Raw genomic sequence first — 22,615 nt, 5'->3', positions numbered from 1 at the left:
ATATGAAGACAGGATACAATATTTTAATTGTTGATGATGAGTTTGAATATCAGAAAGTGGTGTCTATGATTTTAAGCCGGAAAGGATATCAGACCAGTACCTGTTCCAACGGGAAAGAAGCGTTGGCATATCTTAAGGATCATGAGGTCAATCTGGTGATTACGGATTTGCGCATGCCGGAGCTTTCCGGGGAAGAGCTGATTCGTACCTTGACCGCTGAAAACGAGGACATCGATATTATCGTCATGACGGCTTATGGATCCATTGAAAGTGCGGTGGATTCTATCAAATACGGCGCAAAGGACTATTTTGTCAAGAGCAGCGATCTGGAGGAACTGATTATGAAGGTAGAGCGGCTGGCGAAGCTGAAGCGCCTGGCGGAAAAGAGCGATATTCTCCTTCGGAACCAATACGAAGAAAACGTATTCCTGGAGTCCAAGAATCCGCAGTATTTGCGGCTTCTGGAACTTTGTGACAGGACCGCAGACACCAATATCAATGTGCTTTTACTGGGAGAGTCCGGTGTAGGAAAGGAAGTTTTTGCCAACTATATTCATAGCAAGGGGAGCCGAAGAAAGGAGCCTTTTGTGCCGATCAACTGTCAAAGCCTGCCGGAAAGTGTCATTGAGTCAGAGCTGTTTGGGCACGAGAAGGGCAGCTTTACCGGCGCTGTGGCGAAACGAGTCGGAAAATTTGAAGAAGCCAACTTTGGCACATTATTTTTGGATGAAATCGGAGATCTGCCTCTGGGCATGCAGGGAAAACTGCTCAGAGTACTGGAGAGCAGAAAGATTGAACGGATCGGGAGCAATAAGTCAATCGATCTGGACGTGCGGCTGATCTGCGCTACTAATAAATCCCTGGAAGAAGAAATTGCAGCAGGTAAGTTCAGGGAGGATCTGCTTTACCGAATCAACACCTTGACTTTAATTATTCCGCCTATTCGTCAGAGAAAAGAGGATCTGGAGGGGCTTATAGAGTTTTTTATCAGAAAGACGGAAGCGGAACAAAAGAAGAAAATCGAACATATTGACGGGCAGGTCATGTCTATGCTGCTGGGATACGACTATCCGGGCAACGTGCGGGAACTGAAGAATATCATTGAGCGCATGGTGGCGTTAAGCGATGGCGGCAGAATTACCATGGACGATTTGCAGCAGCCTTTGTGCGGAAAACTTGCAAAGGAACCATTATTTATGGGGGAACAGAAAGCTTTGAAAGAGGCTAGAGCGGATTTTGAGAAGTACTATATAGAAAGGGCATTGAAAAGTACAGAAGGCAATGTGACAAAATGTGCTGTGGTCTTAGGGATTACCTCGCGGCAGCTTTGGAATAAATTAGGCGAATATGGAATAAATCCGAAAACTGTGAAATAAATTTCATCATGAAAATTATGAACCAGGAAATAAATTTCATACTACACTGGAAATGACAGCAGGTGCAGCGGCGAAATTCCTTGAAAAATGGGGATTTTTGTTTGTGGCACAGTTCTTGCTCTTAAATATACCTGAAATATCTAATTAAAGGAGGAAATTTTATGGGTAAGAAAAGAACCCCAAGGCTTCCTAAGGTTTGGGAAGCACTCGTTCCAATCGTTTTTATGATGGTTATTATTATTTTAAGTACTGTAAAATGGGGCTTGGATCCGCATATGCCAATTATAGCATCCTGTGTTGTAGCTTCCTTGATTGCAGTAAAATGCGGCTACGGCTGGGAGGATATCGCAGCAGGCGCATATGATAGCATTCGCAGAACTGTAGAAGCATTTCTGATTATCATGTGCGTTGGTATGTTGATCGGTTCCTGGGTTTGGTCAGGCACCATGCCGGCTATGGTTTACTATGGTCTTGAAATTATTTCACCGGGCGCATTTTTAGTAGTAGGTGCGATTTTGACTGCTATTGTAGGACTCGCAACGGGGTCTTCCTGGACTGCATCCGGTACGGTAGGCGTGGCTCTGATGGGTATTGCAATGGGTCTTGGCATTAACCCTGCTCTTGCAGCAGGTATGGTAATTTCCGGCGCATACACAGGGGATAAATTATCTCCGTTGTCTGACAGTACTAACGTTGCGGCAGCAGGGGCGGAAACGCCTTTGTATGATCATGTGGCTGCCATGATGACAACGACAATTCCGTCATTTTTGATTTCTCTGGTGCTGTACGGCATCGTGGGCGCTATCGTTATCGACGAATCCGGCTATGACGCTTCTTTGGCGATGGATATTCAAAATGCTATCGCAGATAACTTCTATCTGTCTCCTTGGATTATGCTGCCAGTACTGGTGGTTATCTTCGGTGCAGTAAAGAGGATTCCGGCAATTCCGTCGCTGCTTCTTGCTGCAGTTTGCGGCGGCGCAGTAGCAATGATTGCGCAGGGCGCGACTTTCCCGGAAGTGTTTGGTGGTATGCAGACCGGTTTCAGCATTGAATCCGGCAACGAAGTGACTGACAGCCTGCTCAACAGAGGTGGTATCGACTCCATGATGTGGACGATTTCCTTGATCATGTTCGCCTTGTTCTTTGGCGGCGTACTGGAAAAATGCGGATTTATCGAAGTACTGCTGGGCGGTCTTGTAAGAAGAGTAAAGAGTGTCGGCGGTCTGGTGCTGTGCACTATCGTAACCGGTATTATCTGTGATGTTGTGTTGACTGACCAGTATCTGGCAATTCTGGTGCCTGGCAGAATGTACATGAAAGCCTTTGATGAAAGAGGACTGAGCAGAAGCTTCCTGTCAAGAACCACAGAAGATGGTGCGACTCTCTGGTCACCAATGATTCCATGGAATGGCTGCGGCGCTTATCAGTCTGCAACCTTAGGCGTGTCCAACTGGGCATTTATGCCGTACGCATTTATGAACCTGATTAATCCGGTTCTGGCAATTACAATTTCATATCTCGGCATTGGTATCAAATACAAGGAATATGATGGAAAATCCAGAGCAGAGATTAAGGAATTAAAAGCAAAGAGAAAGGCAGAAAAACGCAATGGATAAAATCAAGGCATATGATGACAGAACAATGCGGAAATCCACAAAGTTTGCAGCAGTCATATTTGGCGCAGGGCTGATTGTGTTCAGTTTCTATTCTACAGTCAAATATTCTGCAATTATCGGTGTGGTGCTGCTTCTTGCGGTGGTTTTCCAAAAGGAAACCTATGTCAGCAAGGAGGGCGTAGTTCTGGCATATGACTTTATCCTGCGCAAGCATAAAATTGTGTGGTCTTTTGAAGAGATTACAGATATTCACATCGAATATGTGGCGGATCCAAATTACGTGGTGCTTCATTTTCTTAGAGATGTCATGTCGCGGAGACTGGTGTTTCAAAAGAGGGAGCTGGAGCAGGTTTTGGAACTTGCTCGCAGTGTGAAACCGGATATTCATATTGAAAATGTGAAGTGATTTTGATGTAAATGGCGCCCGCGCCGGCTGCGAAATAGGAACAGCTGGTGCGGGCGTAGCTGGTTTTTGCAACTGGATAAGTAAAAACGTGTGGAAATGATGCCAGAAACTGCGTAAAAATGTGAAAAACCTGATATTGACACCTTGTGAAAAGTAAAATAAAATGATAACAGAAAGGAGAAGCGATATGGCGTATACTTTAATGCACAAAGACATTTCTGTGCTGGATTTTGATTTAGATGAATATGGGCATGTAAAACAGGTGCATTGCGTATACTGCAGTGATCATCTCCCGGTAGGTCTTAAAGACGGTAAGTTTGCACAGGCTTTGGACTATCGCAAATTGAATCGCTGGTGGATGCACAGAGCCATCCCGGCAAGCAGAGATCGCATTAAAGCAGTACTTGAGGAACTATCGGCACCTTCTACAGAGTTTCTTCTTGCTAGAAGCTGGGGGTTGTCTCTTTCGGATCACTACTGGATTAAACCGGCAGGTGTGGAGTTAAAATGGTCGCAGGTTAATTTCTTTGAAAATGATTTTTCGGATGATTTGGGAGACATTCTTTTGGGTGTAAAGCATTCATCTCAGGTCAATGAAATTAGTTTTATGACCCCTGACGCTGCGTCAGATGGATGGTTAAAGAAGAAATGGAAAATTATTGACGGAAAACGCTGCTTGCTGAAAGCGGGCAGCGGTTATGGACAACAGGAGCCAGTTAATGAAGTAATTGCTTCGTGCATATGTGAAAAACTTGGAATACCGCACGTGCCTTATACCTTTCAGATCTATGACGATGGTATTTATTCTGTTTGTCCGGATTTTGTCGACAGAAATACAGAATTTGTGTCAGCATATCAGTTAGTGCAAACGCAAATTCAGCCCAATCATGTTTCGGACTATCAGCATTTTGTAAACTGCTGCGAAGCAATGGGGCTAATTGGCGCACAGGATTTTCTGGATAGAATGATTACGCTGGACTATCTGATTGCAAATACGGATAGGCATTACGGGAATTTTGGAATTGTTCGCAATGCGGATACTTTAGTGCCTTTGGGTTTTGCACCTTTATTTGATAATGGAACATCGATGTTTTCCCATACACCGACAAGTCAGATTAAGCCTCTTGCGGCGACTATTAGCGCAAAGCCGTTTAAAGGCACGCAGGGAGAACAGATTCGTTTAGTACAGTCCTTTGCATGGCTGGATTGTGAGGTATTACGGGAGATAGAGACTTTGTGCAGAGAAGTATTAAATGCTGCAACTTTCATAGATGAGGAACGAAAAAATGCTTTGTCTCAGGCAATTGCAGCCCGGGCAGAAAAACTTATAGAATTTGCAGATAAAAATAGAAACTAAAGTCACAGCGCCGGCGATTTTTGCCGGCGCTGTGTACGTCTTCATATTTTCCTATATGGAAACCATGAAAGAAAGTATTATGTAAATGAACTTAACTGCTTTGATCACTTCTGTCGAAAATAATCTTCTATTGCATCTGCAACCTGTTTCATTTCGGGAATGCCGTATCTTTGGTCGCACTGCAGCATCAGATTGTGTGCGGATAGATACTGCGCGTCCTCGCCCGGCGTGTAATACTCCGTTGGCAGAATCCACTGAATTTCCGGGATAATATTGTGCTGAACCAGATGCTGATAAAGTCCGTTGCGGTCATCAGCTAAAATAGTCAGCCCAAAAGGAACGCAGTCACCATCTTCACCGATATCCCTGCTGAGCATGGTAAGTTCCGGAATTTGAAGAAGTCTGCTATAGAGATAGCGGAAGTTTTCGATACGCCGTCTCATGAGTGCTTGCGCGTCAGTGTCAAAGAAAATTTGTTTCGACTCCTCGGTCATTTTCCTCGGGGTCAAATTGACATAGCGGCTGGCGTTAGCTTCTTTTTCGCTAGCTAGATAAGATTCTTTTTCTAACTCCGGATTCGACGCATACAGCGGTCGCATGACTGAAATCAAAAGTTCTTTATATACGCTTTCGTCATAAGCGCTGGCAAGGGGTGGAACTGAATCACGGCTTGCATCTTCAAACACGTCATTTCTAATGGCGCAAATGCCGCCGTCGGTCATTGGAAACCATTTTCTAGTGCTGCCGACGATGTAGTCGCCAAAACCCATGCGGCGAAAAGTCGAACCCTTCGACGTCTTAGAAAAGAGAGCCTGCGTGATGTCCTCCATAATTAGCAGATTGTGCACCTTTGCAAGCTGACAGAGATATTTTACGGTATCCGAAGGCTGCGGCATGCTGAAGTAGTGAATGATATAAATCATGCCGACAGTTTCGTCCAGCTTAGACTCCAGATCTGCAAGGTCGATTTCCAGATCATTTGTGACCCGATAGAAATCGTAAGAAAGTCCTTCCCAGCGGACGGCGCTGATGATGGAAAGGCATAGATAGTCGGGAAGAAGCACTTTTTTTCCTTTCATTTTATCTGCGCAATGCTCCATGGCATAAACCGAAGCAGTACGTCCGTTATTGGTATAAATCTTGTGCGTATATTGAGAACTTTTGCTTGCCGAACAGTCCAGCCGCAGCGCAAAATCATCGTTTTTCGGGCGCTCCATAAGCAGCGCGCCATCCACGCTGTAAAATCCTCCGATTAGCATGGCTTAGTCCTCATAAACGGGATAAACAGGGATATCATCGCGTTTTAAAAATGCGGTCAGGCAATGAACGGAGCCGCCGCCTTTTTTGATTTCGTCAAGGTCCAGCTCGATGACTTCGATACCTTTCTTGTTCAAAAGCTCCACAGTGCGCGGAGATCCCTTCGGCATGATAATCTTGCCCGGCTCCAGTGCGACGGAGTTTGCGGCAAAATTAATCTTTTCTTCAAAAGTCGGAATTTCTACAAATTCAAATCCCCGCTTTTCCAGCTCTTCATAGATGATATCCGGTGTGATATATGGGTATGTCACGGCAACATTGGTATCTACGATGGATAGGAAGCCATCCAGGTGGTTTTGGTTTCTGGCGATGCTGAGGGTGATGACATTTTTTACGCCCATGTGATGAAAGGTGTCTGTAACCTGTACCAGTCCTTCTTTGTTGCAGCGGCTTCCAGTTCCTACGAAGACCGTTTCACGGTCTACCCAAGTAGCGCAGGCGCCGTCAAAGATTCCGTTTCCATGGATGGTTTTGACGATGGGAACGCCGTGCTTAGCAACTTCCTGCGCAGCATATTTTACTTCGTTGTGGCGAATTTTAATCCCGGGTCTTGTGACAATTACGCCTTCTGGAGTGCCCAGAACCAGGTCGTGACAGTACATCGCGTTTGGACAGCTCGGATCGGTCTCATCAACATTGTAAACTGTGATGCCGTGGTCGCGATAGACCTGTACCAGCTGGTCGTGCTCCCATCTTGCCTTTTCCACGTCGATAAAATCGCGGAAATAGATGGCGGACGGGTCTTTGATGTTTTCGATTTCCTTGCCCGGACGATGAACCAGCACGGTGCGCAGCGTTCCGATTTCGGATGTAACACTGAAATTGTCGCCCCAGACAGCGGGCATATCTTCATAAAATGTGTTGAATTTTTCCATAGATGAGAATCTCCTTTTTTAACCTCTTGCTAGGGTTGCACTGCAGCAGTGGACAGAGCCCCAGCCCTTCAGCACTTCGTCGAAATCCAGACTGATGACTTCTACGCCGTTTTTCTCCAGCGCATCCTTAGTTTTAGGGTTTCCCTGTGCCTGGATGACAACACCGGGACGCAGTGCAACGATGTTCAGCCCCAGGGAAAATCTGGCTTCGTCCTGATCCGGCGCGTCGATGATATGATAGCCTGCGTTCATCAGGTACTCTACCACATCGTAAGGCACTTGGCGTGTGTTGATGATGACCTTGTCCACATCGACAAAATTCATGATACCGTCCAGGTGCGCATTGGTATAAGGAATTGGAACTGTCAGAATGGTTTCCACGCCTTGTTCACGGAGTACGTGAGCAACCTGATTATAGCCGGATTCGTTGGTGCGGGAGCTTCGTGCCAGAATTGCTGTCTTTCTGTCTACCCAGAGACAGTCTGCTCCTTCAAAGGTCCCCGTACCGGTAATGGTTTTCACAATTGGCACGTTAATAGCAGCAAGTGCTTTTGCCATAGCGACTTCTTCGCCGCGGCGGCAAGGTAGTGCCGGTCTGCAAATAATAGCGCCTTCCGGCGTCATAAACATCAAATCTCGGCAGTAGACTGCGTTAGGACGGTCAAGCCGCTGGTCTTCAAGAAAGTGGACTTCCACGCCCTGACTTAGGTAAAGATCCACAAGTCTTTGATGGGCCTGTCTGAATTTATCGGGATCAATGCCTTCGCGGAAACGGGCTTCCTCCCAAGAAAAGTTATCGATTTCAGCACCGGGGCGCCTGAGCATGACGCTTTTTAAAGGTGCAACCTGGGAGCAAATACCAAAGTCGCCCCAGTAAGTGGTGAGCTGATCTAAAAAAGGCGTTTCATCACGCCGCAGATTTTTATCTTTGCTGAGTTCTAAAAATGCCATACAAAACCTCCAAGATGAAAAATAGGGCGAAGCCCGTCTGCCTGCTTGATATAGAGGGAAAGACAGGCGGCTGGGCTTCGCTTCATAACTGTGCAAGAATTATGCTTCAACTTTCTTTCCGTAAAGTTTGGAAAGCGTAAGTACTGTTACGATCAGCAGGGCGATACCAACTGGCAGAGCGATCACGCTGCCGGTCATGCCTGCTACTGCGTAAGTCACGATTGATACACCGCCGACCATGAGTGCGTACGGAAGTTGAGTCTTGACATGAGCCAAAAGATCACAGCGTGCGCCGTTAGCGGATAAGATCGTAGTATCAGAAATCGGTGAGCAGTGGTCGCCGAAGAGACCGCCGGATAATACGGAAGCAATCGCTACGTGCATTGGTGCGTTCAGTGCCATAGCAGCAGGCACGGCGATGGTCATCATAATGGAGAAGGTTCCCCAGGAAGAGCCGGTGGAGAAGGAAATCACAGCACTGGCTGCGAAGATAATCACTGGAAGAATCCAAGCTGGTACGCTATCCTGCAGCATATTTACAACAAATTCCGGTCCGCCCATCGTTTTTGTTACGCTGCTCAGTACCCATGCCAAAAGCAAGGTGATAAATACGCTGGCAATACTTTCAAGCCCTAATACGTAATCCCGACAAATGCTTTTAAAGGATTTGATTTTCAGTGCAACGACTAAAATGATGTTTGCGATAGAGCCGAACACGAAACCTGCAATCAGTGCGCCGCGAAGTGCGTCACCGTCAACAGACTTGAACGGGAAACCCTGAGGGCAGAGCATAAAGCACAAAGTGCCGATCATAACTACAAGAGGAATGATCATGACGATTGGGCGACTGTTTTCCAGCTTTGCGTCGGTGTCGATTTTAACAGCTTCAGCAACCTGTCCGCCAGGAGAAACCAGACCGGAAAGCGCGCGCATTTCAGCCCTGTGCATTGGTCCGAACTCTTTTCTGGTAAAAGCAATCAGCGGCACCATCAGCAGAGAGAGCAGTGCGTAGAACTGGAAAGGCCAAGCCTTCAGCAGCATGTCCCATTCACTGGACGCATATCCTGCTGCCTGAAATTCTGTACCCATCAGTCCCATGATGTAAGCACCCCAGCCGAGGAATGGTACTAAGATGGAAAGGGGAGAAGCGGTGGTGTCAAGGATCCACGCCAGCTTTTCTCTGGAAACCTGCATCTTATCGGTTAGAGGCTGTACGATCGGACCTGCGATAATCGGGCTTCCGATATCGGAGAAAAATACCATGATACCAGCTACCCAGCCAGCCATCTGTGCTTTTGCGCGGCTGTTTACGAACTTCGTGACGCTTGATGCAAAGGCGTGAGCGCCGCCCGATACCTCCAGCAGTTTTACAAAACCGCCGATGAAAATCAGCAGTACCAGTACTTCTGCGCAATAGGAGTCTGTCATGTTCGGAACCAGATGATCGACAACGTAAGACATCATTGCGTCAAATGGATTTCCGCTGCACACGATCAGAAGCCCTGCAAAGGCGCCGGCAAATAGTGCGATAGAAATGTTTTTGAGCCACATGGCGATGACGATGGTCAGCGCGATGGGAAATAACGATAGAATACCATAATCCATAGTTAGTCTCCTTTCTGCTATGTTAATCTACGTCACACATATAGAGCAAAAAATATGCCATGTAGTTTTTGGGCGGATTTTGCAGAAAAGACGGATGGATATGTGATAAAAATTATCATAAAGGATAATTTTTATCGATTTTGATAATCTTTTAGGATGCGATACAAGGTAGCAATACCGATACCCAGACTTGTCGCTGCATGTTTTTTGCCTTTGGTATCCCAGCCGTATTTATCGAGGGCTTTTAAGACTTCGTCAATTTCAGTTTTTCGTCTGGTATCACGGAGTCTTGCAGCAGCAGACGGCACAGTTTGCGCAAGCACGGCAGCTTCTGCCTGAATCAGCTCAGCAGAATAGATATCAGTATTCTTTTTCGGAGATTTAATTCTCGCCGGAATGCTGAAACTGGTGAGAATTTCTTGACTTTCCACATTGAGTGCGCATTCAATGGTATTTTCCAGTTCTCTGATATTGCCCGGCCAGTGGTAATCCATCAGAATTTTCGCAGCCTGAGGGGTCATATCGCAGACATGTTTGCGAAGATGTCTTGAATATTTCTCCATAAAATGACGGGAAATGACCAAAATATCCTCGCTGCGCTCGCGCAGAGGCGGAATGAAAATCGGAATGACGTTGAGTCTGTAATAAAGATCACTTCGAAATTCTCCATCCTCCATCATCGTTTCCAGGTTTCGGTTTGTTGCAGCGATTACCCGCACATTGATGGAAATGCTTTTGTTCCCACCGACCCGTTCAATGGTGCGTTCCTGCAGCATGCGCAGAAATTTTACCTGCAGGAAAATCGGGATATCGCCAACTTCGTCGAGAAAGAGCGTGCCGCCGTTTGCCAGCTGACATTTACCGATTTTACCGCCTTTTTTTGCACCTGTAAAAGCACCGTCTTCGTAGCCGAACAGTTCGCTTTCCAGCAGCGTTTCCGGGATAGCGCCGCAGTTGATGGCAACAAAAGGTCCATCCTTTCTGCTGCTGTGATTGTGAATGGCTCTGGCAAAGAGTTCTTTCCCGGTGCCGCTTTCACCGCGGATTAGGACGGTAGAGTCGCTGCCGGCGATTTTATGAGAAAAATCGATGACTTCACAGATGGCTTTAGATTCACCGACAATATCGCTAAATTCCACCTTATAGTCGGATTTGTGTAGGATGTTAGAGGCGATATTGCTAGCTTCTGTAAAGCTTTTTATGTTGAGAATGGTGCCGTGCTTAGTGCCGCTTGCCTCGATTCGCTTGGCAGTGAGCAGCACATTGACTTCGCCTTGCTCGTTGCGAATGGTGACTTCATTGTCGATATAGAAAGGCGTCTTCTGAATATCGGCGATAACTTGGTCCGGCAGCACACAGCTGATATGGCTTCCGATGAGTTTTTCTGTAATGCCGAAGTTTCTGGTGGCAGACTCGTTGATTCGGTAGATGATGGAGTCGTTATCTACAGCGATGACGCCATCATGAACTGAGTTCAAAATAGCAAGGGTTTCGTTGAGATTGACCATGAGCTGATCAGCATATTCGACGGTCTCAATTCTGCTGGAAATCAGTTCGGAGAGCTTTTCGGTGAAGTTGACGAAGAGATCGCGACCGAAGAGACCGTTGTTTTTCTGTTCGTCAGTAAAGGCAATAAAGCCGATTGCGCCGCGAATCTCACCGTTGACGTGAAGGGGCGCATAAACTGCTGCCTTTTCTTTACAGTTATTCTTATTCTCGCAGTCGGCGCAGGCAGGTTCTTTGCCGGGACTGCTGATTACTATTTTCTGATTTTGCTCTATTACACTCTTGAATACGTTGGAGTTTTCCACTTTACTTCCGATTTCTGCCTTGTACAGACCAGTGCCTGTAGTTCTGATAAAGTCTGTGTCGATGGTGGTAATGACCACATTGAAAAGCTCAGAAACGATTTCACAGGTTTCCTGAATAAAACTGTACTTTTTGTTTATCATAGCGTATTTCCTTCCTGCTTTACGTGTACCTGGTTTAAGATGATTATATTCGTTCACAAAAATTTGTCAAATTTTTTGATTGGCACAAAACTTGCGGTTAGGGATATGGTATCACGAGAAATTTTCAGAACAAGGGAGGTCAATCATGACAAATAAAATGAAGCAGAGTGTGAAAATGGACACCATTCCGTTTTCCGGTATCAGAAAAGTATTTGAAGCAGCAGGAAAGCTGGAAAAGGAAGGAAGAGAAATTATCAATCTGGGCATCGGGCGCCCGAATTTTGATACGCCGGAATTTATCAAAGATGCAGCAAAGAAAGCGCTGGATGATGGGTATACCTACTATACATCCAATTACGGGACGGAAGGTCTGCGGCAGGCAGCAGCAGATAAATTCAAAAGAGACAACGGCCTTGATATGACGATGGACGACATCATCGTAACAGTCGGTGCAAATCAGGCAGTTTCCATTGCAATGACAGGGCTTCTGGATCCGGGCGATGAGGTGCTTGTTCCCAATCCATCCTGGCTCCACTATTTTTACTGTGCAGAACTTGCCGGCGCAAAGACAGTGTCCTATCCGCTGTTAGAAGAAAATGATTTTAACGTGCAGATTGAGGACATCGAAAAGCTAGTTTCGCCAAAGACCAAGATGATTATCGTAAACACCCCGAACAATCCTACTGGCTCGGTGCTCAGCATAGAAAGCCTGGAAAAAATTGCAAAGATTGCAAAAGACAACAATTTGATCGTGCTTTCTGATGAAATTTATGAAAAATTGTTATATGATGGAAGTACGCACACCAGTATCGCATCTCTTCCTGGCATGGCGGAGAGAACCATCATCATCAACGGTGTATCCAAGGCTTACGCGATGACGGGCTGGAGAATCGGTTTTGCGGCTTCCAAGAATGCCGAATTTATCAGCGCTATGATTCGTGTACTGCAGTATACTGTAACCTGTGCTACTTCTGTATCACAGTATGCAGCTGAAGCGGCTCTGGCAGGACCGCAAGGATGTATTGAGGAAATGCGTGTGCAGTTTGATAGAAGAAGAAAACTGGTCTATGATTCCATCAATAAAATCGAAGGTCTTAGCTGCAATTGCCCAAAGGGTGCGTTCTACTGCTTTATGAATATTAAAGGGCTTGGCATTACAGATGAAGAGGCTTCAGATTATTATCTGAATGAAGCTGGCGTCGCCATGATTCCGGGCTCTGCCTTTGGCGAATATGGAACTGGTTATCTGCGTATTGCTTTTTCTAATTCTTATGAAAACATCGAGAAAGCCATGGGCAAAATCAAGGAAGCGACAGAAAAGCTATTAAAAAAATAAACTGAGTTGGAGGATATTCCATGTTAAAGGTATTAGATTTTGAAATTGAAAAAGGCGATAAATGGATAAAAGATATACTGGTTTGCGATGAAGCTGGAACTGAAACTAGTTTTCCATTTTATGTTATCGCCGGAGAAAAAGACGGACCGGTGCTTTGCATTACCTCGGGCGTTCACGGTACGGAGTATCCGGGCATCGGTGCGAATTTGACGCTGTATCATGAAATTGAGCCCAGTCAGCTTTCCGGCACTATCATCGGCGTGCCTCAGTGCAACTTCGCATCTTTTCAGGCGAAGGTGCCTTTTGTGAATCCGCTGGATGGAAAAAATCTCAACGATACGTTTCCCGGCGATGCGGCAGGCACCATTACCGAGCGTCTTTGCTATACACTGGTTCATCAGGTTGCGGCAAAGGCAGACTATCACATCGACATGCACAGCGGCGACAGCATTGAGTGGCTGTACCCTTACGCCTTTTATCACATCAGTGAAAAAGACGAGAAGGTAACAGAAACAGCACGGGTGCTGGCAAAGGTATACGGGCTGGATTACGTGTCTTATACGGAAACGGATGGGGCAGGCGCAACGGACAGAGGAAATTTCTATGCCGCAGTCAGCGAGCTGGGCATTCCGAGCATTCAGCCGGAAATCGGTGGTATCGGACTCATCGAGGAGGAGACGAAAATGCTCCACTATGAAGGCGCAAAGAATGTGATGAAACACCTCGGCATGATTTGCGGCAGTGTAGCGGAAAATCCGCGCCAAAAGGAACTTTCCAGATTTTACCGTCTAAAAGCTTCACAAAACGGTATTTATAACTGCCGCGTAACCCCGGGTGAAAAAGTGAAAAAAGGTCAGCTGCTGGCAGTTTTGACAGACTACCATGGAGATCAGGTTTACAGGGAGTTTTATGCAGAAGAAGACGCAGTGATTTTATGGGTTATGTCTACTTTTGCTGCATGTGAGGGTGACAATCTCATGGCAATCGGTGTAATTTAAAGGAGGACGTGAATTTTGAACATAGGAATCATTGGTTATGGCGGTGTGGGAAAGGCACTGGTGCGACTTTTGAATATGCAGAAAGAAATGCTGGACGCGGAAGGGCTCTCTGTTACAGTCAGCTATATCGTCGATTATTATGGCGGCATCTATGCTGCAAAGGGAATTGATTTAGCTGCCTTGGAAGTTTTTACGGAAAGAGAAAAGGATATTACCAAGTTTTCCGGCGGAAGTGCAGATATTACTGCAGCTGAGATAGCAGCGGATCCTGCGGTAAATCTGGCAGTGATTATGACGCCGACCAATAAGGAGACGGGACAGCCAGGGCTTTCTTATGCAGAAAGTTTGCTGAAAGCAGGAAAACACGTGGTAATCTCCGATAAGGGACCGATCATGCTGGCTTATCATAAGCTGGCAGCACTGGCAAAAGCCTGCGGTGTACAGCTTGGAATCGGCTGCACTACAGGAGGCGCGCTTCCATCCGTCAACGCCGGCGTCATGGACCTTGCGGGAAGCAGTATTACTTCTATTGAAGGCGTGCTGAACGGAACGACCAACTTTATTCTAAAATATATGGAAGATCATCACTGTGAATATGAGAAGGCATTAAAAATTGCTCAGGAGTACGGTATTGCCGAGACCGATCCGACTCTAGATGTGGAAGGCTGGGATACTGCCGGAAAGCTCCTGATTTTGACAAACGTGCTGATGGGCGAAGATAAAACGCTGGCTGATATCAAGGTAAGCGGAATTACTGCTCTCTCTGCGGCGGATATAGAAAGTGCAGCGGCAGCGGGGCTGAAATATAAGTTGGTCGGCAAAACCGTCAGAACGGACGGACAGCTTCACATGTCTGTAGGTCTTGAGAGACTGCCGGCTGAACATCTGCTTTACAGTGTCGAAGGAAAGAACAAAGCAGTTCGTTATGTTTCAGACACTTTGGGGGAACTTGCGGTCATCGGAGGCGCCAGCGGTGTTATTCCGGCAGCAGCATCAATTTTGCGTGATATCGTTAATGTACACAGAGGATATCAGTTTATCAGATAGGAGGCAAGAAATGCGTTTAGCGACTATTCAAATAAAAGGTGGGGAATTTGCAGGAATTGTAACGGAGAAGGGCATCGTTCCCATAGAAGAAGTCAATGCTGCCTGCGGCACATCCTGGGAAACTCTGCTGTATGATTTAATCTGCACCGGACAGCTGGAAACTTTGACGGTCTGGTACAATGACGGCGGAAAAGAAAAGCTTGCAGAGATGAACTGTGTACCTTTTGCAGAAGTGAAGTACGCACCTCTTTACAGAAATCCCCAGAGAATTTTTGGGATTGGCTTAAACTATGTGGATCACGCCGGAGATTTAGGTGAAGGTGCGCCTAAGGGCTTTCCGGGGAGTTTCTACAAGCCGGCTTCTTGTATCGTAGGGCCGGGAGATGAAATTTGCATTCCTGCCATGGAAGAGGCGCAGAAAACCACCGGCGAAGCGGAGCTGGGCATCATCATGGGAAAGAAGTGCAAGTTTATCGGTGAAGATGAATGGCGGGACTATATTGCCGGCTATACTACAATTCTGGATATGACAGAGGAATCTATTTTGCGTCAGAATCCGAGATTTCTGACCCTTGTTAAGGGCTTTGACACCTTCTTCAGCTTTGGTCCGCATTTGATTACGCCGGACGAAGTGGAAGATGTATCTGCCCTGGAAGTGCAGACGGTGCATAACGGAGAGATTCATGCGGCAAATACAGTGGCCAACATGACCCACAGTCCATCGAGACTGGTTTCGCTGATTTCTCATATGCAGGGGTGGCTGCCGGGTGATATTCTATCCACGGGAACTCCGAGAGCAGTGCATATCCAGGACGGCGATAGCCTGGAGTGTCGCATTTTTGGACCGGACGGCTTTGTCATGGAACCGCTTGTGAATCCGGTCGTGGATTTAAAATTACAGAAAGAAAAATAATGAGGAGGGAATATCTATGGATTTAGGTTTAAAAGATAAATGCGCTCTGGTGCTGGCATCAAGTTCAGGACTTGGAAAGGCAGTAGCAAGGGAACTTGCGGCAGAGGGAGCAAAGGTTATGTTGTTCAGCCCGTTTTTGGAGCAGTTGCAGGAGGCTAAGGCGGAATTAATCAGTGAAACGGGAAATGAAAATGTGGACTTTTTCTGCGGCGATATGACTCACCTTGCGGATATCAAAGCACTGGTTGCTGCCACCTGTGAGAAATTCGGACCGATCTATGCGCTGTTCAACAATGCAGGCGGACCGCCGGCAGGACCACTTAATTCCTTTGACGATGAAGCGTGGTACAAAGCTTTTGACTTGACGCTTCTTTCTTATCAGAGAGTAGTGCGGGAGGTTGCACCGATTATGATGGAAAATGGTGGCGGAAGAATTGTCAACTCCACATCTTCTTCTGTGAAGGCAGTTCTCGACAATCTGGGGCTATCAAACACCATGCGTGCCGGTGTAGTAGGCTGGTCCAAGACTGTTTCTCAGGAGCTTGGAAAATATAACATTCTGGTCAATGTCATCGGACCGGGACGCATCGGCACTGCAAGAATCGATCAGCTGGACAAAATGCGTGCAGAAAAACAGGGTATTTCCGTAGAACAGCTGCAGGAAAACACTTGGAAGACCATTCCACTGGGCAGGTACGGAAGACCGGAAGAATACGGCAAACTGGCAGCATTCTTGCTGTCATCTACTGCAAACACCTATATCACAGGTCAGACCATCTTAGTTGATGGCGGACTGGTAAAGGCGCTGTAACGAGTGAAAGGCTGCCTGAGCTAGTGTGCATAAATTTTAAAATAACTCTCAAAATATGCACACGGGCGTGCATAAATTTAAGAAAAACGACTGAAATATGCAGAAACGGCGAGGTTTATTCGGGATTATCCTATAAACCTCGCCTGTTTTTGGCAAAAATCTGCATATATAGCGAATTATTATGGAAAATATGCACGGATTTCTGAAGAGATGTGCATATTTTAGAGAAAATTTTCGATTATATGCACAACGGGAAAAAGGCGATGCAAGTGACTGTAAACCACTGCTACTCCATAAATGTTATCTTTCCCTGATATAAATCGGCAATGTTGATTTTTACTACCTTATCTTTCAGACTCAGCGTAAAATAGCTTTGGTCTGTGATATGGGTTTTGTTGCCGAAGGAATCATAAATGGTATCTTTGTTGATAAAGGTGTAGCCAAAGTAAGCCTTATTGCGGAGGACTTTTTTAAATGGATTTTTGTGGAAAGCTTCCAGCTCTACATAATCGACCTCTGCCTCACCGGCATTCTGGTGATAGCCGCCGACATAGCTGTTTAATATCACATTCTGCGATTTTGATGTAAAGGTAATATCTACCATACCATCGAATTTTTCACAAGTAATGGTGATATCATTGATGTCAGGGCTAAAGCCGTGGGCAAAATAGTAAGTGCCGCCGCCGAAAATCAGCAGCAGGGTAAGGATTGTAATTCCCACCGCTCTGCGGGTACGCTTTCTCAGTTTGAGAAAGGGCTTAATATCGTGGTCGGCATCTGCTGCGGCGTTTTCTTTTTCCGAAGGCAGCTGGGGCATTTCAACAGCAGCTTTCATATCTTCTGCAATTTGCGCGCAGGAAGCGCATGTTTTCAAATGGTTCTCAATAGCCTCAGTACTGGCAGGACTTGTTAGTCCCTCTAAATAGCTGGGAAGCAAATCTCTGGTTAATTCGCAAATAATTTCGTTTCTCATTCCTGTTACCTCTTATTCTTTCGATATTTTCCGCTTAGCGCGATAGAAGGTGACACGTGCCCAATTTTCTGTTTTTTCGACGATATCGCCGATTTCCTTAAAAGAAAAGGCGCCGGTCAGTCTGAGCAGAACGACTTCTTTTTCGATGTCAGAAAGCAGATGCACTTTGCGAAACAGCGCCATTTTTTCGTCTTTAACAGAAAATGCCTGTTCCAGCGTAAGTGCATCTGACACAAGGGCTTCACCGTTTAAATCTGCCAGCGGCACTGCTGATTTTCTCTGCCGCCGTGCAAGCTCCTGATACCAAAGGTGCTTGGCGATTTGACAAAGCCAGGTGGAAATTTTGCAGGAACCGTCGTATTTGTTTGCTGTGCGCACAGCTTGATAGAAGGTTTCCTGTGTCAGCTCCTCCGCCGTATTTTCTTCCATGCAAAGTGTCATCAAAAATTTGAACACGTAGTTGGCGTAGTCCTTGTATGCGGCGTCCATATCCAACATTTTATCACCTCTCTTTGTCCATATATCGGAAAAGATCGAATTTCGTTACAGGAATTTTAAAATTTATTATCGTAGGCTTTCCTCAGCCTCATCAATTGTCGCGTAGCCGTAGAGGTGCACCATGGAGTTTTGAATCATGATAGCAAGAGATTTGCCTTGGGATTTCAATTCCTTCAGATAGGCGGTGTAAAGTTCCAAAAGATCGGTCGGGTAGGTTGCAAGTTCGCCTCTCGCATAGGTTTCCTGAGAGGTAAAGCCAGTGCTGTCGCCGTCTGCGGTAATAGGTCTTCCTGCGCCGGAAAGTTTCGGATACTGCTTTGCAAAATCCTTTTCCCATTGGATCATGGTTTCCACGATTTCGTTGATTAGACGGTAATTTTTTACTGGCACGAAAGGCATATGGGATGCAACGTACTTGTTGTAGTAGTGTAGATCGGTGTATTCCATCATACGACCGTACTTCTCGGTCACCAGATTTCTGCCGTCAGCTTCGCAGGAACAGGCATACGCATAGTAGCGGGTGAGCATTTCGTCTGACCAGTTTTCGTACTGACTGCGGCGCATGATATAAAAGGTTTCAAAATCATCCTGACAGCTTGCTCTGCCGCCGATGTTTTCGACCTTTTGAAACATATTCCATTCTAAATCGATAATGTCTTCGATGAGCTTGATATCTTTTTCCATGTGAGATTTCCTTCCTTATATAATTAGTTAGGGCAGTCCGCCATGGGGTGCATGGCGGCAAGCTGCGGGTCCTTAATTCCTGCCATAAGACTTGCAAGGTGGCTCTGCAGGAAGTTATCTTCTTCCTGTGAAAGTCCCTGTGCGCGAAGCTCTGCTGCGACTGCAGCGCAAATTTCTTCCGTCAGCTTAAAGGCTGTGTCGTGGAGTTTTGCTGTAGGCTCTTTTTTCAGCAGAGCAGGAATGTCTGCAAGAACTGTAAGCAGCGGTGCGACAGTGTCTGCCAGCCTCGGCAAAGTCTTCATGCTGAAAAATGCCCATTTATAAAATGGTGTATACCGCTTGTTCAAAAGATGCACCATAGAGATAGTCGCTTCTGTAAAGCGGGCAAGGGCAAGGGTTACCGCCACTTTATCCTGACGCTTAATTAGGCGGAGAAGATTGTATTGACCTGCCTGCGACATGATGGCGGCGCGAGCAGCAATTTTCTTGCGGCGAACATCTTCTGGATAAAAAGCGAGAAGGCTCTCCCTCACCATAGAAAAGTCTCTGTTCTTATTGTGAAAAAGCTGACCGTTTGTGGCGATAGCAAGCTGTGCTTCCGGGGTCATGAGCCAATCTAGATTGTTCTCGGGACCAGTAGGACTTCCTGTAAAACGCTGATAAAAGCTGCTGCTTGTCATCACACCCAGTCTGTCATCTGCGATGATATTTTCTCTTGAAAAGCCGCAGAAACTGTGGGGAAGCTTTTCATAAGCCTCCCGCAGTGCTTGTCCATAGCGGGCAAAGTCTTCTTCTGTGAGCCAGATGCAAAATCCCGGCGCAAAGTCGTGATCCTGAGAAATCGTATCGTCGAACCCCATGCACTGGGAGCCTTCGCCGCAAAGTCCTGCGGAAATCCGCTCAAAGAGGGACGGCTCTACACTTTCGATCATTTCTTTTCCATAGGTTTCGTAATACTTTCTTGATAGCTCTAGTCCGTTCATCTTCCAATCCTTTCGTAAATGGCTACGGCTTTGTCTGCAAAGGATTTTGCAAGGTCTGTATCGCCTAGCTGCGTGTAACAGCGGGCAGTATTGTCTGCGAGGACGGCATAGCTTGCGTTATCATCGTCGAAATCTCTTGCCATAAGCTCCATCGCTTTTTTGAACTGATCGATTGCTGCTGCAAATTCGCCCTTTGCATAGCAGATTTCGCCAAGAACATTGACCGCTGCGGCATAGTGGACATCGCTGTCACCGCCAGCTTTTTCAAAGGACGCAAGCGCCAGCTGTACTTTTTCTTCGGCATCTTTTAGACGCTTTGTGGAGAGACAGAGCTGCGCCCAGTTGGTGTAGGTGATAGCAACTTCGGCTTCAGTTTCCGTCAGATTTTCTAAAACGGAAAGTGCAAGACGCAGATATTTTTCCGCATTTTCAAAGTCTTCAATATCCTGATACACAGAGCTGATGTTGTTGTATAAAGTCGCCATGCGGTAGTCTGCAGTCAGACCCTTTGCGGTAAAAATTCTGGCGGCTTCCTGGTAAAAGGAAAGTGCTTTTTCCTTTTCGCCGGTCAGCGTGCAGGTGGTGGCATAATTCATCAGGGTGGTGGCGTGGTGTTCGCTACCGGAAAGTTCCAGCTGTTTCAAATAGCCGAGGGCCTTTTCGTAAAGAAGGATTCCCTCATTGTAGCGGGACAGCATGCGATAGTAGCCGCCAAGCTCACTGCAGATTGCGATGGCGGAGCCGAAATCGCCAGTGCTTTCTGCACTCTGCAAACTCTCTTTCATATATATTTCTGCCTGCTGCATTTCCTTGTTTGCAAAGAGTGCATCAAGCTTTGTAAAAAACTGATTTATATCCATAAGAAACTCCTTTCCATTGTACCTAATAGTATACCACAAAATTCCATAGGTGAAACCGGAAGATTTGGATAGGCGGGGTGGAGGGTTTTGCAAGTATATAATGATGTTTTAACTTATATTATTTTTTTTGAGGAAAAATGTATAAGTGCAAGTGTAAATCTTAACCGAGAATTAGAAAACGTGAAAAAAATGTATAAAAACACTTAGGAAAGACGCTTCAATTTGAATCAAGGCAGAACTTTATAGCCGATTTTGCAATGAAAACTTGCATATTATGCAATATTTTGTGATTATGTTTAATATCTTGCAAAAACGTTTATACACTTTTTTCGAAATTACGCAATTTAGGTTAAATCACTTTTTTCATTTTGTATGTTTATTGTAGAATAGGAATTGATAAAAATAAGGAAACATTGCGGACAAAGGGGAAGAAGTCTTATATTGACGAAAGAACGCACGTTTGTTATAATGAAATGACAGATGAGAAACAGGTAGTAAGCTGGAGACAGCTTCACATACCAGAGATAGAAATGCCGTTGGGCGGTTTGGTCACTCTCCAAAAGAGGGGGTGATGCGATGAACTACATAACAATATCTGATTTGCTTCAGTATACGTTAGTACTCATTGCCCTTGCGACCTTGTATAAAGGCCGCAAGTAGAGAAAACCGCCAAACGTGATTGTTTGACGGTTTTAGACAATGCTTTTGGACTAAGCCGCTCTACCACAAACGGCATATCCTTGTTAATAACAATATACCATACCACAGTCAGATATGTCAAGGGAATGGAATTGATAAAATATAACAGAATAACACATAGTAAGGAGAACTGATGATAAAAGGTTTTGTCTTTGATATGGACGGGCTTCTCTTTGACTCAGAGCGGATTGTGCAGCGCAGCTGGAATGCGGCAGGCAGTGAACTGGGCTATGAAGGCATCGGGGAGCAGATTTACAACACGCTGGGTTTTAACAGAGCGCGGCGGGCGGTATATTTTAAAGAAATTTACGGAGATGACTTTCCTGTTGAAGCGTTTCAGGAAAGGGCGGCGCGGCACTTTGTACAGATTGTAGACCTCGAAGGCATGTCCATGAAAGAGGGCGCTCGGGAGGTTCTAAAGTTTGCAAAGGAAAAAGGAATAGCTGTGGGGCTTGCTACTTCTTCATCGGAGGGCTACGCGCGCGGCAATTTACAAAGGGCTGGGATTGAATCATATTTTGATGGACTGATTTCGGGTAATATGGTGGGACGCAGCAAGCCGGATCCGGAAATTTATCTCAAAGCCTGTGCAGCTATAGGGGTAGCGCCGGCAGAGGCGATAGCCTTTGAGGATGCAGCTGCAGGCATTTTATCTGCAAGCAAGGCGGGGCTTAGGACGGTTATGGTTCCAGATTTGGTGCAGCCTGCAGAAGAAATTTTAGAAAAAGTATGGATGCTGAAGCCCTCTTTGACGGAGGCGCTGGAAGAATTAAAGAAAATTTTGTGAGGAAATGAAATGAAGAAGAGCAAGTATATTGTCATAAGTTTATGTTTGGCGCTGGTGCTGGCATTGACCGCATGCGGCGGAGAAGAAAAAAACTACGGACCGCTTTTGGAGCAGGCAAAAGAGGCAGAACTTTATGTTGGGAGTCTGACGACAGGGCTGCTAGGGGACACTTTGTCCAACAGTTTCTTTGAATGGACGGTGAAAGATGTTCGAACCGAAAAGGAAATCTATGGAAAGACAGCAAAAGATGGCAAGAAATTTGTTATCGTAGATATTTCTGTGACCAATACAACTGATGAGGAATATGAAATCGGCAATTATGATTTTGTCGCCTATGTAGCGCCGGATATGGACAGCGGTTTGACAGATACTATGGACAGCTTTGATGACAGCATGTACCCGGATCAGGAAATGCTGGCTGCCGGGGAAAACAGAACCGGAGAACTGATCTTTGAGGTGGACGAGTCAGTAGAGGAACTGATTGTCGATTACATCGAATTTTTCGGGGATGAGGAGATGGGAAATACTAACTGGTTTGATTTGTTTGTGTAGAAATTACAAGAGGGAA

At 46.0% G+C, this 22,615-nt stretch carries 21 protein-coding genes; 11 read left to right on the top strand and 10 right to left on the bottom strand.

Going from position 1 to position 22,615, the window contains the following annotated elements; all coding sequences use genetic code 11:
• Positions 1-2 precede the first annotated feature (2 nt).
• From D1151_RS02535 to D1151_RS02520, 4 genes are all read left to right on the top strand, one after another.
• Entirely contained in the window at positions 3-1,376 is a 1,374-nt protein-coding gene (locus D1151_RS02535; RefSeq protein WP_161907819.1) for a sigma-54 dependent transcriptional regulator, read from the top strand.
• A gap of 161 nt (positions 1,377-1,537) precedes the next feature.
• Complete coding sequence (gene nhaC, locus D1151_RS02530) at positions 1,538-2,995, top strand: Na+/H+ antiporter NhaC (protein WP_161907818.1); 1,458 nt, start codon at positions 1,538-1,540, stop codon at positions 2,993-2,995.
• Positions 2,988-3,401 carry a hypothetical protein gene (locus D1151_RS02525; protein ID WP_160203052.1) on the top strand — a complete coding sequence of 138 codons (414 nt, stop codon included), beginning with the start codon at positions 2,988-2,990 and terminating at the stop codon, positions 3,399-3,401. Before nhaC ends, D1151_RS02525 begins: the two co-directional genes overlap by 8 nt.
• A 187-nt stretch (positions 3,402-3,588) precedes the next feature.
• The gene (locus D1151_RS02520) at positions 3,589-4,758 is read left to right on the top strand and encodes a HipA domain-containing protein (protein ID WP_161907817.1); all 1,170 of its coding nucleotides are present in this window, start codon (positions 3,589-3,591) and stop codon (positions 4,756-4,758) included.
• 104 nt (positions 4,759-4,862) lie between these two features.
• Here D1151_RS02520 and D1151_RS02515 read toward each other — a convergent pair whose 3' ends face one another.
• From D1151_RS02515 to D1151_RS17005, 5 genes are all read right to left on the bottom strand, one after another.
• A complete protein-coding gene (locus tag D1151_RS02515) occupies positions 4,863-6,017 on the bottom strand; it encodes an aminotransferase class I/II-fold pyridoxal phosphate-dependent enzyme (RefSeq protein ID WP_161907816.1) in 1,155 nt (384 codons plus the stop codon).
• Between the two features lie 3 nt (positions 6,018-6,020).
• Positions 6,021-6,950 (bottom strand): dimethylarginine dimethylaminohydrolase family protein, encoded by a 930-nt coding sequence (locus D1151_RS02510; protein ID WP_161907815.1) that lies wholly within the window; start codon positions 6,948-6,950, stop codon positions 6,021-6,023.
• 18 nt (positions 6,951-6,968) lie between these two features.
• Complete coding sequence (locus D1151_RS02505) at positions 6,969-7,901, bottom strand: dimethylarginine dimethylaminohydrolase family protein (RefSeq protein ID WP_161907814.1); 933 nt, start codon at positions 7,899-7,901, stop codon at positions 6,969-6,971.
• A 99-nt stretch (positions 7,902-8,000) separates the two neighbouring features.
• Positions 8,001-9,506 (bottom strand): Na+/H+ antiporter NhaC family protein, encoded by a 1,506-nt coding sequence (locus D1151_RS02500; protein WP_161907813.1) that lies wholly within the window; start codon positions 9,504-9,506, stop codon positions 8,001-8,003.
• A gap of 131 nt (positions 9,507-9,637) precedes the next feature.
• A complete protein-coding gene (locus tag D1151_RS17005) occupies positions 9,638-11,458 on the bottom strand; it encodes a sigma-54-dependent Fis family transcriptional regulator (protein ID WP_161907812.1) in 1,821 nt (606 codons plus the stop codon).
• Between the two features lie 145 nt (positions 11,459-11,603).
• Between D1151_RS17005 and D1151_RS02490 the strand changes: the two genes are divergently transcribed.
• From D1151_RS02490 to D1151_RS02470, 5 genes are read left to right on the top strand one after another with little or no spacing between them, the layout of a single operon-like run.
• Positions 11,604-12,794, top strand: coding sequence for a pyridoxal phosphate-dependent aminotransferase (locus D1151_RS02490; protein ID WP_243151141.1), 1,191 nt, complete (start codon positions 11,604-11,606; stop codon positions 12,792-12,794).
• 20 nt (positions 12,795-12,814) lie between these two features.
• On the top strand, positions 12,815-13,792 hold the full coding sequence (locus D1151_RS02485; RefSeq protein WP_161907811.1) for a succinylglutamate desuccinylase/aspartoacylase family protein: 978 nt from the start codon (positions 12,815-12,817) through the stop codon (positions 13,790-13,792).
• A gap of 15 nt (positions 13,793-13,807) precedes the next feature.
• Positions 13,808-14,839: a Gfo/Idh/MocA family oxidoreductase gene (locus D1151_RS02480; RefSeq protein ID WP_161907810.1), complete on the top strand. Its 1,032-nt coding sequence runs from the start codon at positions 13,808-13,810 to the stop codon at positions 14,837-14,839.
• 10 nt (positions 14,840-14,849) lie between these two features.
• On the top strand, positions 14,850-15,752 hold the full coding sequence (locus D1151_RS02475; RefSeq protein WP_161907809.1) for a fumarylacetoacetate hydrolase family protein: 903 nt from the start codon (positions 14,850-14,852) through the stop codon (positions 15,750-15,752).
• A 16-nt stretch (positions 15,753-15,768) separates the two neighbouring features.
• Positions 15,769-16,563, top strand: a complete 795-nt coding sequence (locus D1151_RS02470; RefSeq protein ID WP_161907808.1) for an SDR family oxidoreductase — start codon at positions 15,769-15,771, stop codon at positions 16,561-16,563.
• A 286-nt stretch (positions 16,564-16,849) separates the two neighbouring features.
• Here D1151_RS02470 and D1151_RS02465 read toward each other — a convergent pair whose 3' ends face one another.
• The 5 genes from D1151_RS02465 to D1151_RS02445 form a co-directional block, all read right to left on the bottom strand.
• Positions 16,850-17,536 (bottom strand): zf-HC2 domain-containing protein, encoded by a 687-nt coding sequence (locus tag D1151_RS02465; protein ID WP_161907807.1) that lies wholly within the window; start codon positions 17,534-17,536, stop codon positions 16,850-16,852.
• Positions 17,537-17,548: 12 nt separating this feature from the next.
• Positions 17,549-18,034 (bottom strand): RNA polymerase sigma factor, encoded by a 486-nt coding sequence (locus D1151_RS02460; RefSeq protein WP_161907806.1) that lies wholly within the window; start codon positions 18,032-18,034, stop codon positions 17,549-17,551.
• 66 nt (positions 18,035-18,100) lie between these two features.
• Positions 18,101-18,718 (bottom strand): DUF4125 family protein, encoded by a 618-nt coding sequence (locus D1151_RS02455; RefSeq protein ID WP_161907805.1) that lies wholly within the window; start codon positions 18,716-18,718, stop codon positions 18,101-18,103.
• Positions 18,719-18,741: 23 nt separating this feature from the next.
• A complete protein-coding gene (locus tag D1151_RS02450) occupies positions 18,742-19,701 on the bottom strand; it encodes a DUF4037 domain-containing protein (protein ID WP_161907804.1) in 960 nt (319 codons plus the stop codon).
• On the bottom strand, positions 19,698-20,561 hold the full coding sequence (locus tag D1151_RS02445) for a tetratricopeptide repeat protein (RefSeq protein ID WP_161907803.1): 864 nt from the start codon (positions 20,559-20,561) through the stop codon (positions 19,698-19,700). Before D1151_RS02445 ends, D1151_RS02450 begins: the two co-directional genes overlap by 4 nt.
• An 832-nt stretch (positions 20,562-21,393) precedes the next feature.
• Between D1151_RS02445 and D1151_RS02440 the strand changes: the two genes are divergently transcribed.
• Both D1151_RS02440 and D1151_RS02435 read left to right on the top strand, forming a co-directional pair.
• Entirely contained in the window at positions 21,394-22,047 is a 654-nt protein-coding gene (locus tag D1151_RS02440) for an HAD family phosphatase (RefSeq protein ID WP_161907802.1), read from the top strand.
• Positions 22,048-22,056: 9 nt separating this feature from the next.
• Entirely contained in the window at positions 22,057-22,599 is a 543-nt protein-coding gene (locus D1151_RS02435; RefSeq protein ID WP_160203097.1) for a DUF4352 domain-containing protein, read from the top strand.
• The last annotated feature ends 16 nt before the right edge of the window (positions 22,600-22,615 follow it).

This window comes from Emergencia sp. 1XD21-10 (assembly GCF_009936045.1).
In the GTDB taxonomy this organism is placed as follows: Bacteria; Bacillota; Clostridia; order Peptostreptococcales; family Anaerovoracaceae; genus Senimuribacter; species Senimuribacter intestinalis.
This window is presented reverse-complemented; position numbering and strand designations above follow the sequence as displayed.

Excerpts from the sequence above, each read along its gene's own strand:
- D1151_RS02455 (WP_161907805.1), bottom strand. The coding sequence starts at position 18,718 with ATGGAAAAAGATATCAAGCTCATCGAAGACATTATCGATTTAGAATGG.
- D1151_RS02460 (WP_161907806.1), bottom strand. The coding sequence starts at position 18,034 with ATGTTGGATATGGACGCCGCATACAAGGACTACGCCAACTACGTGTTC.
- D1151_RS02520 (WP_161907817.1), top strand. The coding sequence starts at position 3,589 with ATGGCGTATACTTTAATGCACAAAGACATTTCTGTGCTGGATTTTGAT.
- D1151_RS02510 (WP_161907815.1), bottom strand. The coding sequence starts at position 6,950 with ATGGAAAAATTCAACACATTTTATGAAGATATGCCCGCTGTCTGGGGC.
- D1151_RS02505 (WP_161907814.1), bottom strand. The coding sequence starts at position 7,901 with ATGGCATTTTTAGAACTCAGCAAAGATAAAAATCTGCGGCGTGATGAA.
- D1151_RS02525 (WP_160203052.1), top strand. The coding sequence starts at position 2,988 with ATGGATAAAATCAAGGCATATGATGACAGAACAATGCGGAAATCCACA.
- D1151_RS02490 (WP_243151141.1), top strand. The coding sequence starts at position 11,604 with ATGACAAATAAAATGAAGCAGAGTGTGAAAATGGACACCATTCCGTTT.
- D1151_RS02535 (WP_161907819.1), top strand. The coding sequence starts at position 3 with ATGAAGACAGGATACAATATTTTAATTGTTGATGATGAGTTTGAATAT.
- D1151_RS02440 (WP_161907802.1), top strand. The coding sequence starts at position 21,394 with ATGATAAAAGGTTTTGTCTTTGATATGGACGGGCTTCTCTTTGACTCA.
- D1151_RS02445 (WP_161907803.1), bottom strand. The coding sequence starts at position 20,561 with ATGGATATAAATCAGTTTTTTACAAAGCTTGATGCACTCTTTGCAAAC.
- D1151_RS02485 (WP_161907811.1), top strand. The coding sequence starts at position 12,815 with ATGTTAAAGGTATTAGATTTTGAAATTGAAAAAGGCGATAAATGGATA.
- nhaC (WP_161907818.1), top strand. The coding sequence starts at position 1,538 with ATGGGTAAGAAAAGAACCCCAAGGCTTCCTAAGGTTTGGGAAGCACTC.
- D1151_RS02450 (WP_161907804.1), bottom strand. The coding sequence starts at position 19,701 with ATGAACGGACTAGAGCTATCAAGAAAGTATTACGAAACCTATGGAAAA.
- D1151_RS02435 (WP_160203097.1), top strand. The coding sequence starts at position 22,057 with ATGAAGAAGAGCAAGTATATTGTCATAAGTTTATGTTTGGCGCTGGTG.
- D1151_RS02500 (WP_161907813.1), bottom strand. The coding sequence starts at position 9,506 with ATGGATTATGGTATTCTATCGTTATTTCCCATCGCGCTGACCATCGTC.
- D1151_RS17005 (WP_161907812.1), bottom strand. The coding sequence starts at position 11,458 with ATGATAAACAAAAAGTACAGTTTTATTCAGGAAACCTGTGAAATCGTT.
- D1151_RS02470 (WP_161907808.1), top strand. The coding sequence starts at position 15,769 with ATGGATTTAGGTTTAAAAGATAAATGCGCTCTGGTGCTGGCATCAAGT.
- D1151_RS02465 (WP_161907807.1), bottom strand. The coding sequence starts at position 17,536 with ATGAGAAACGAAATTATTTGCGAATTAACCAGAGATTTGCTTCCCAGC.
- D1151_RS02475 (WP_161907809.1), top strand. The coding sequence starts at position 14,850 with ATGCGTTTAGCGACTATTCAAATAAAAGGTGGGGAATTTGCAGGAATT.
- D1151_RS02515 (WP_161907816.1), bottom strand. The coding sequence starts at position 6,017 with ATGCTAATCGGAGGATTTTACAGCGTGGATGGCGCGCTGCTTATGGAG.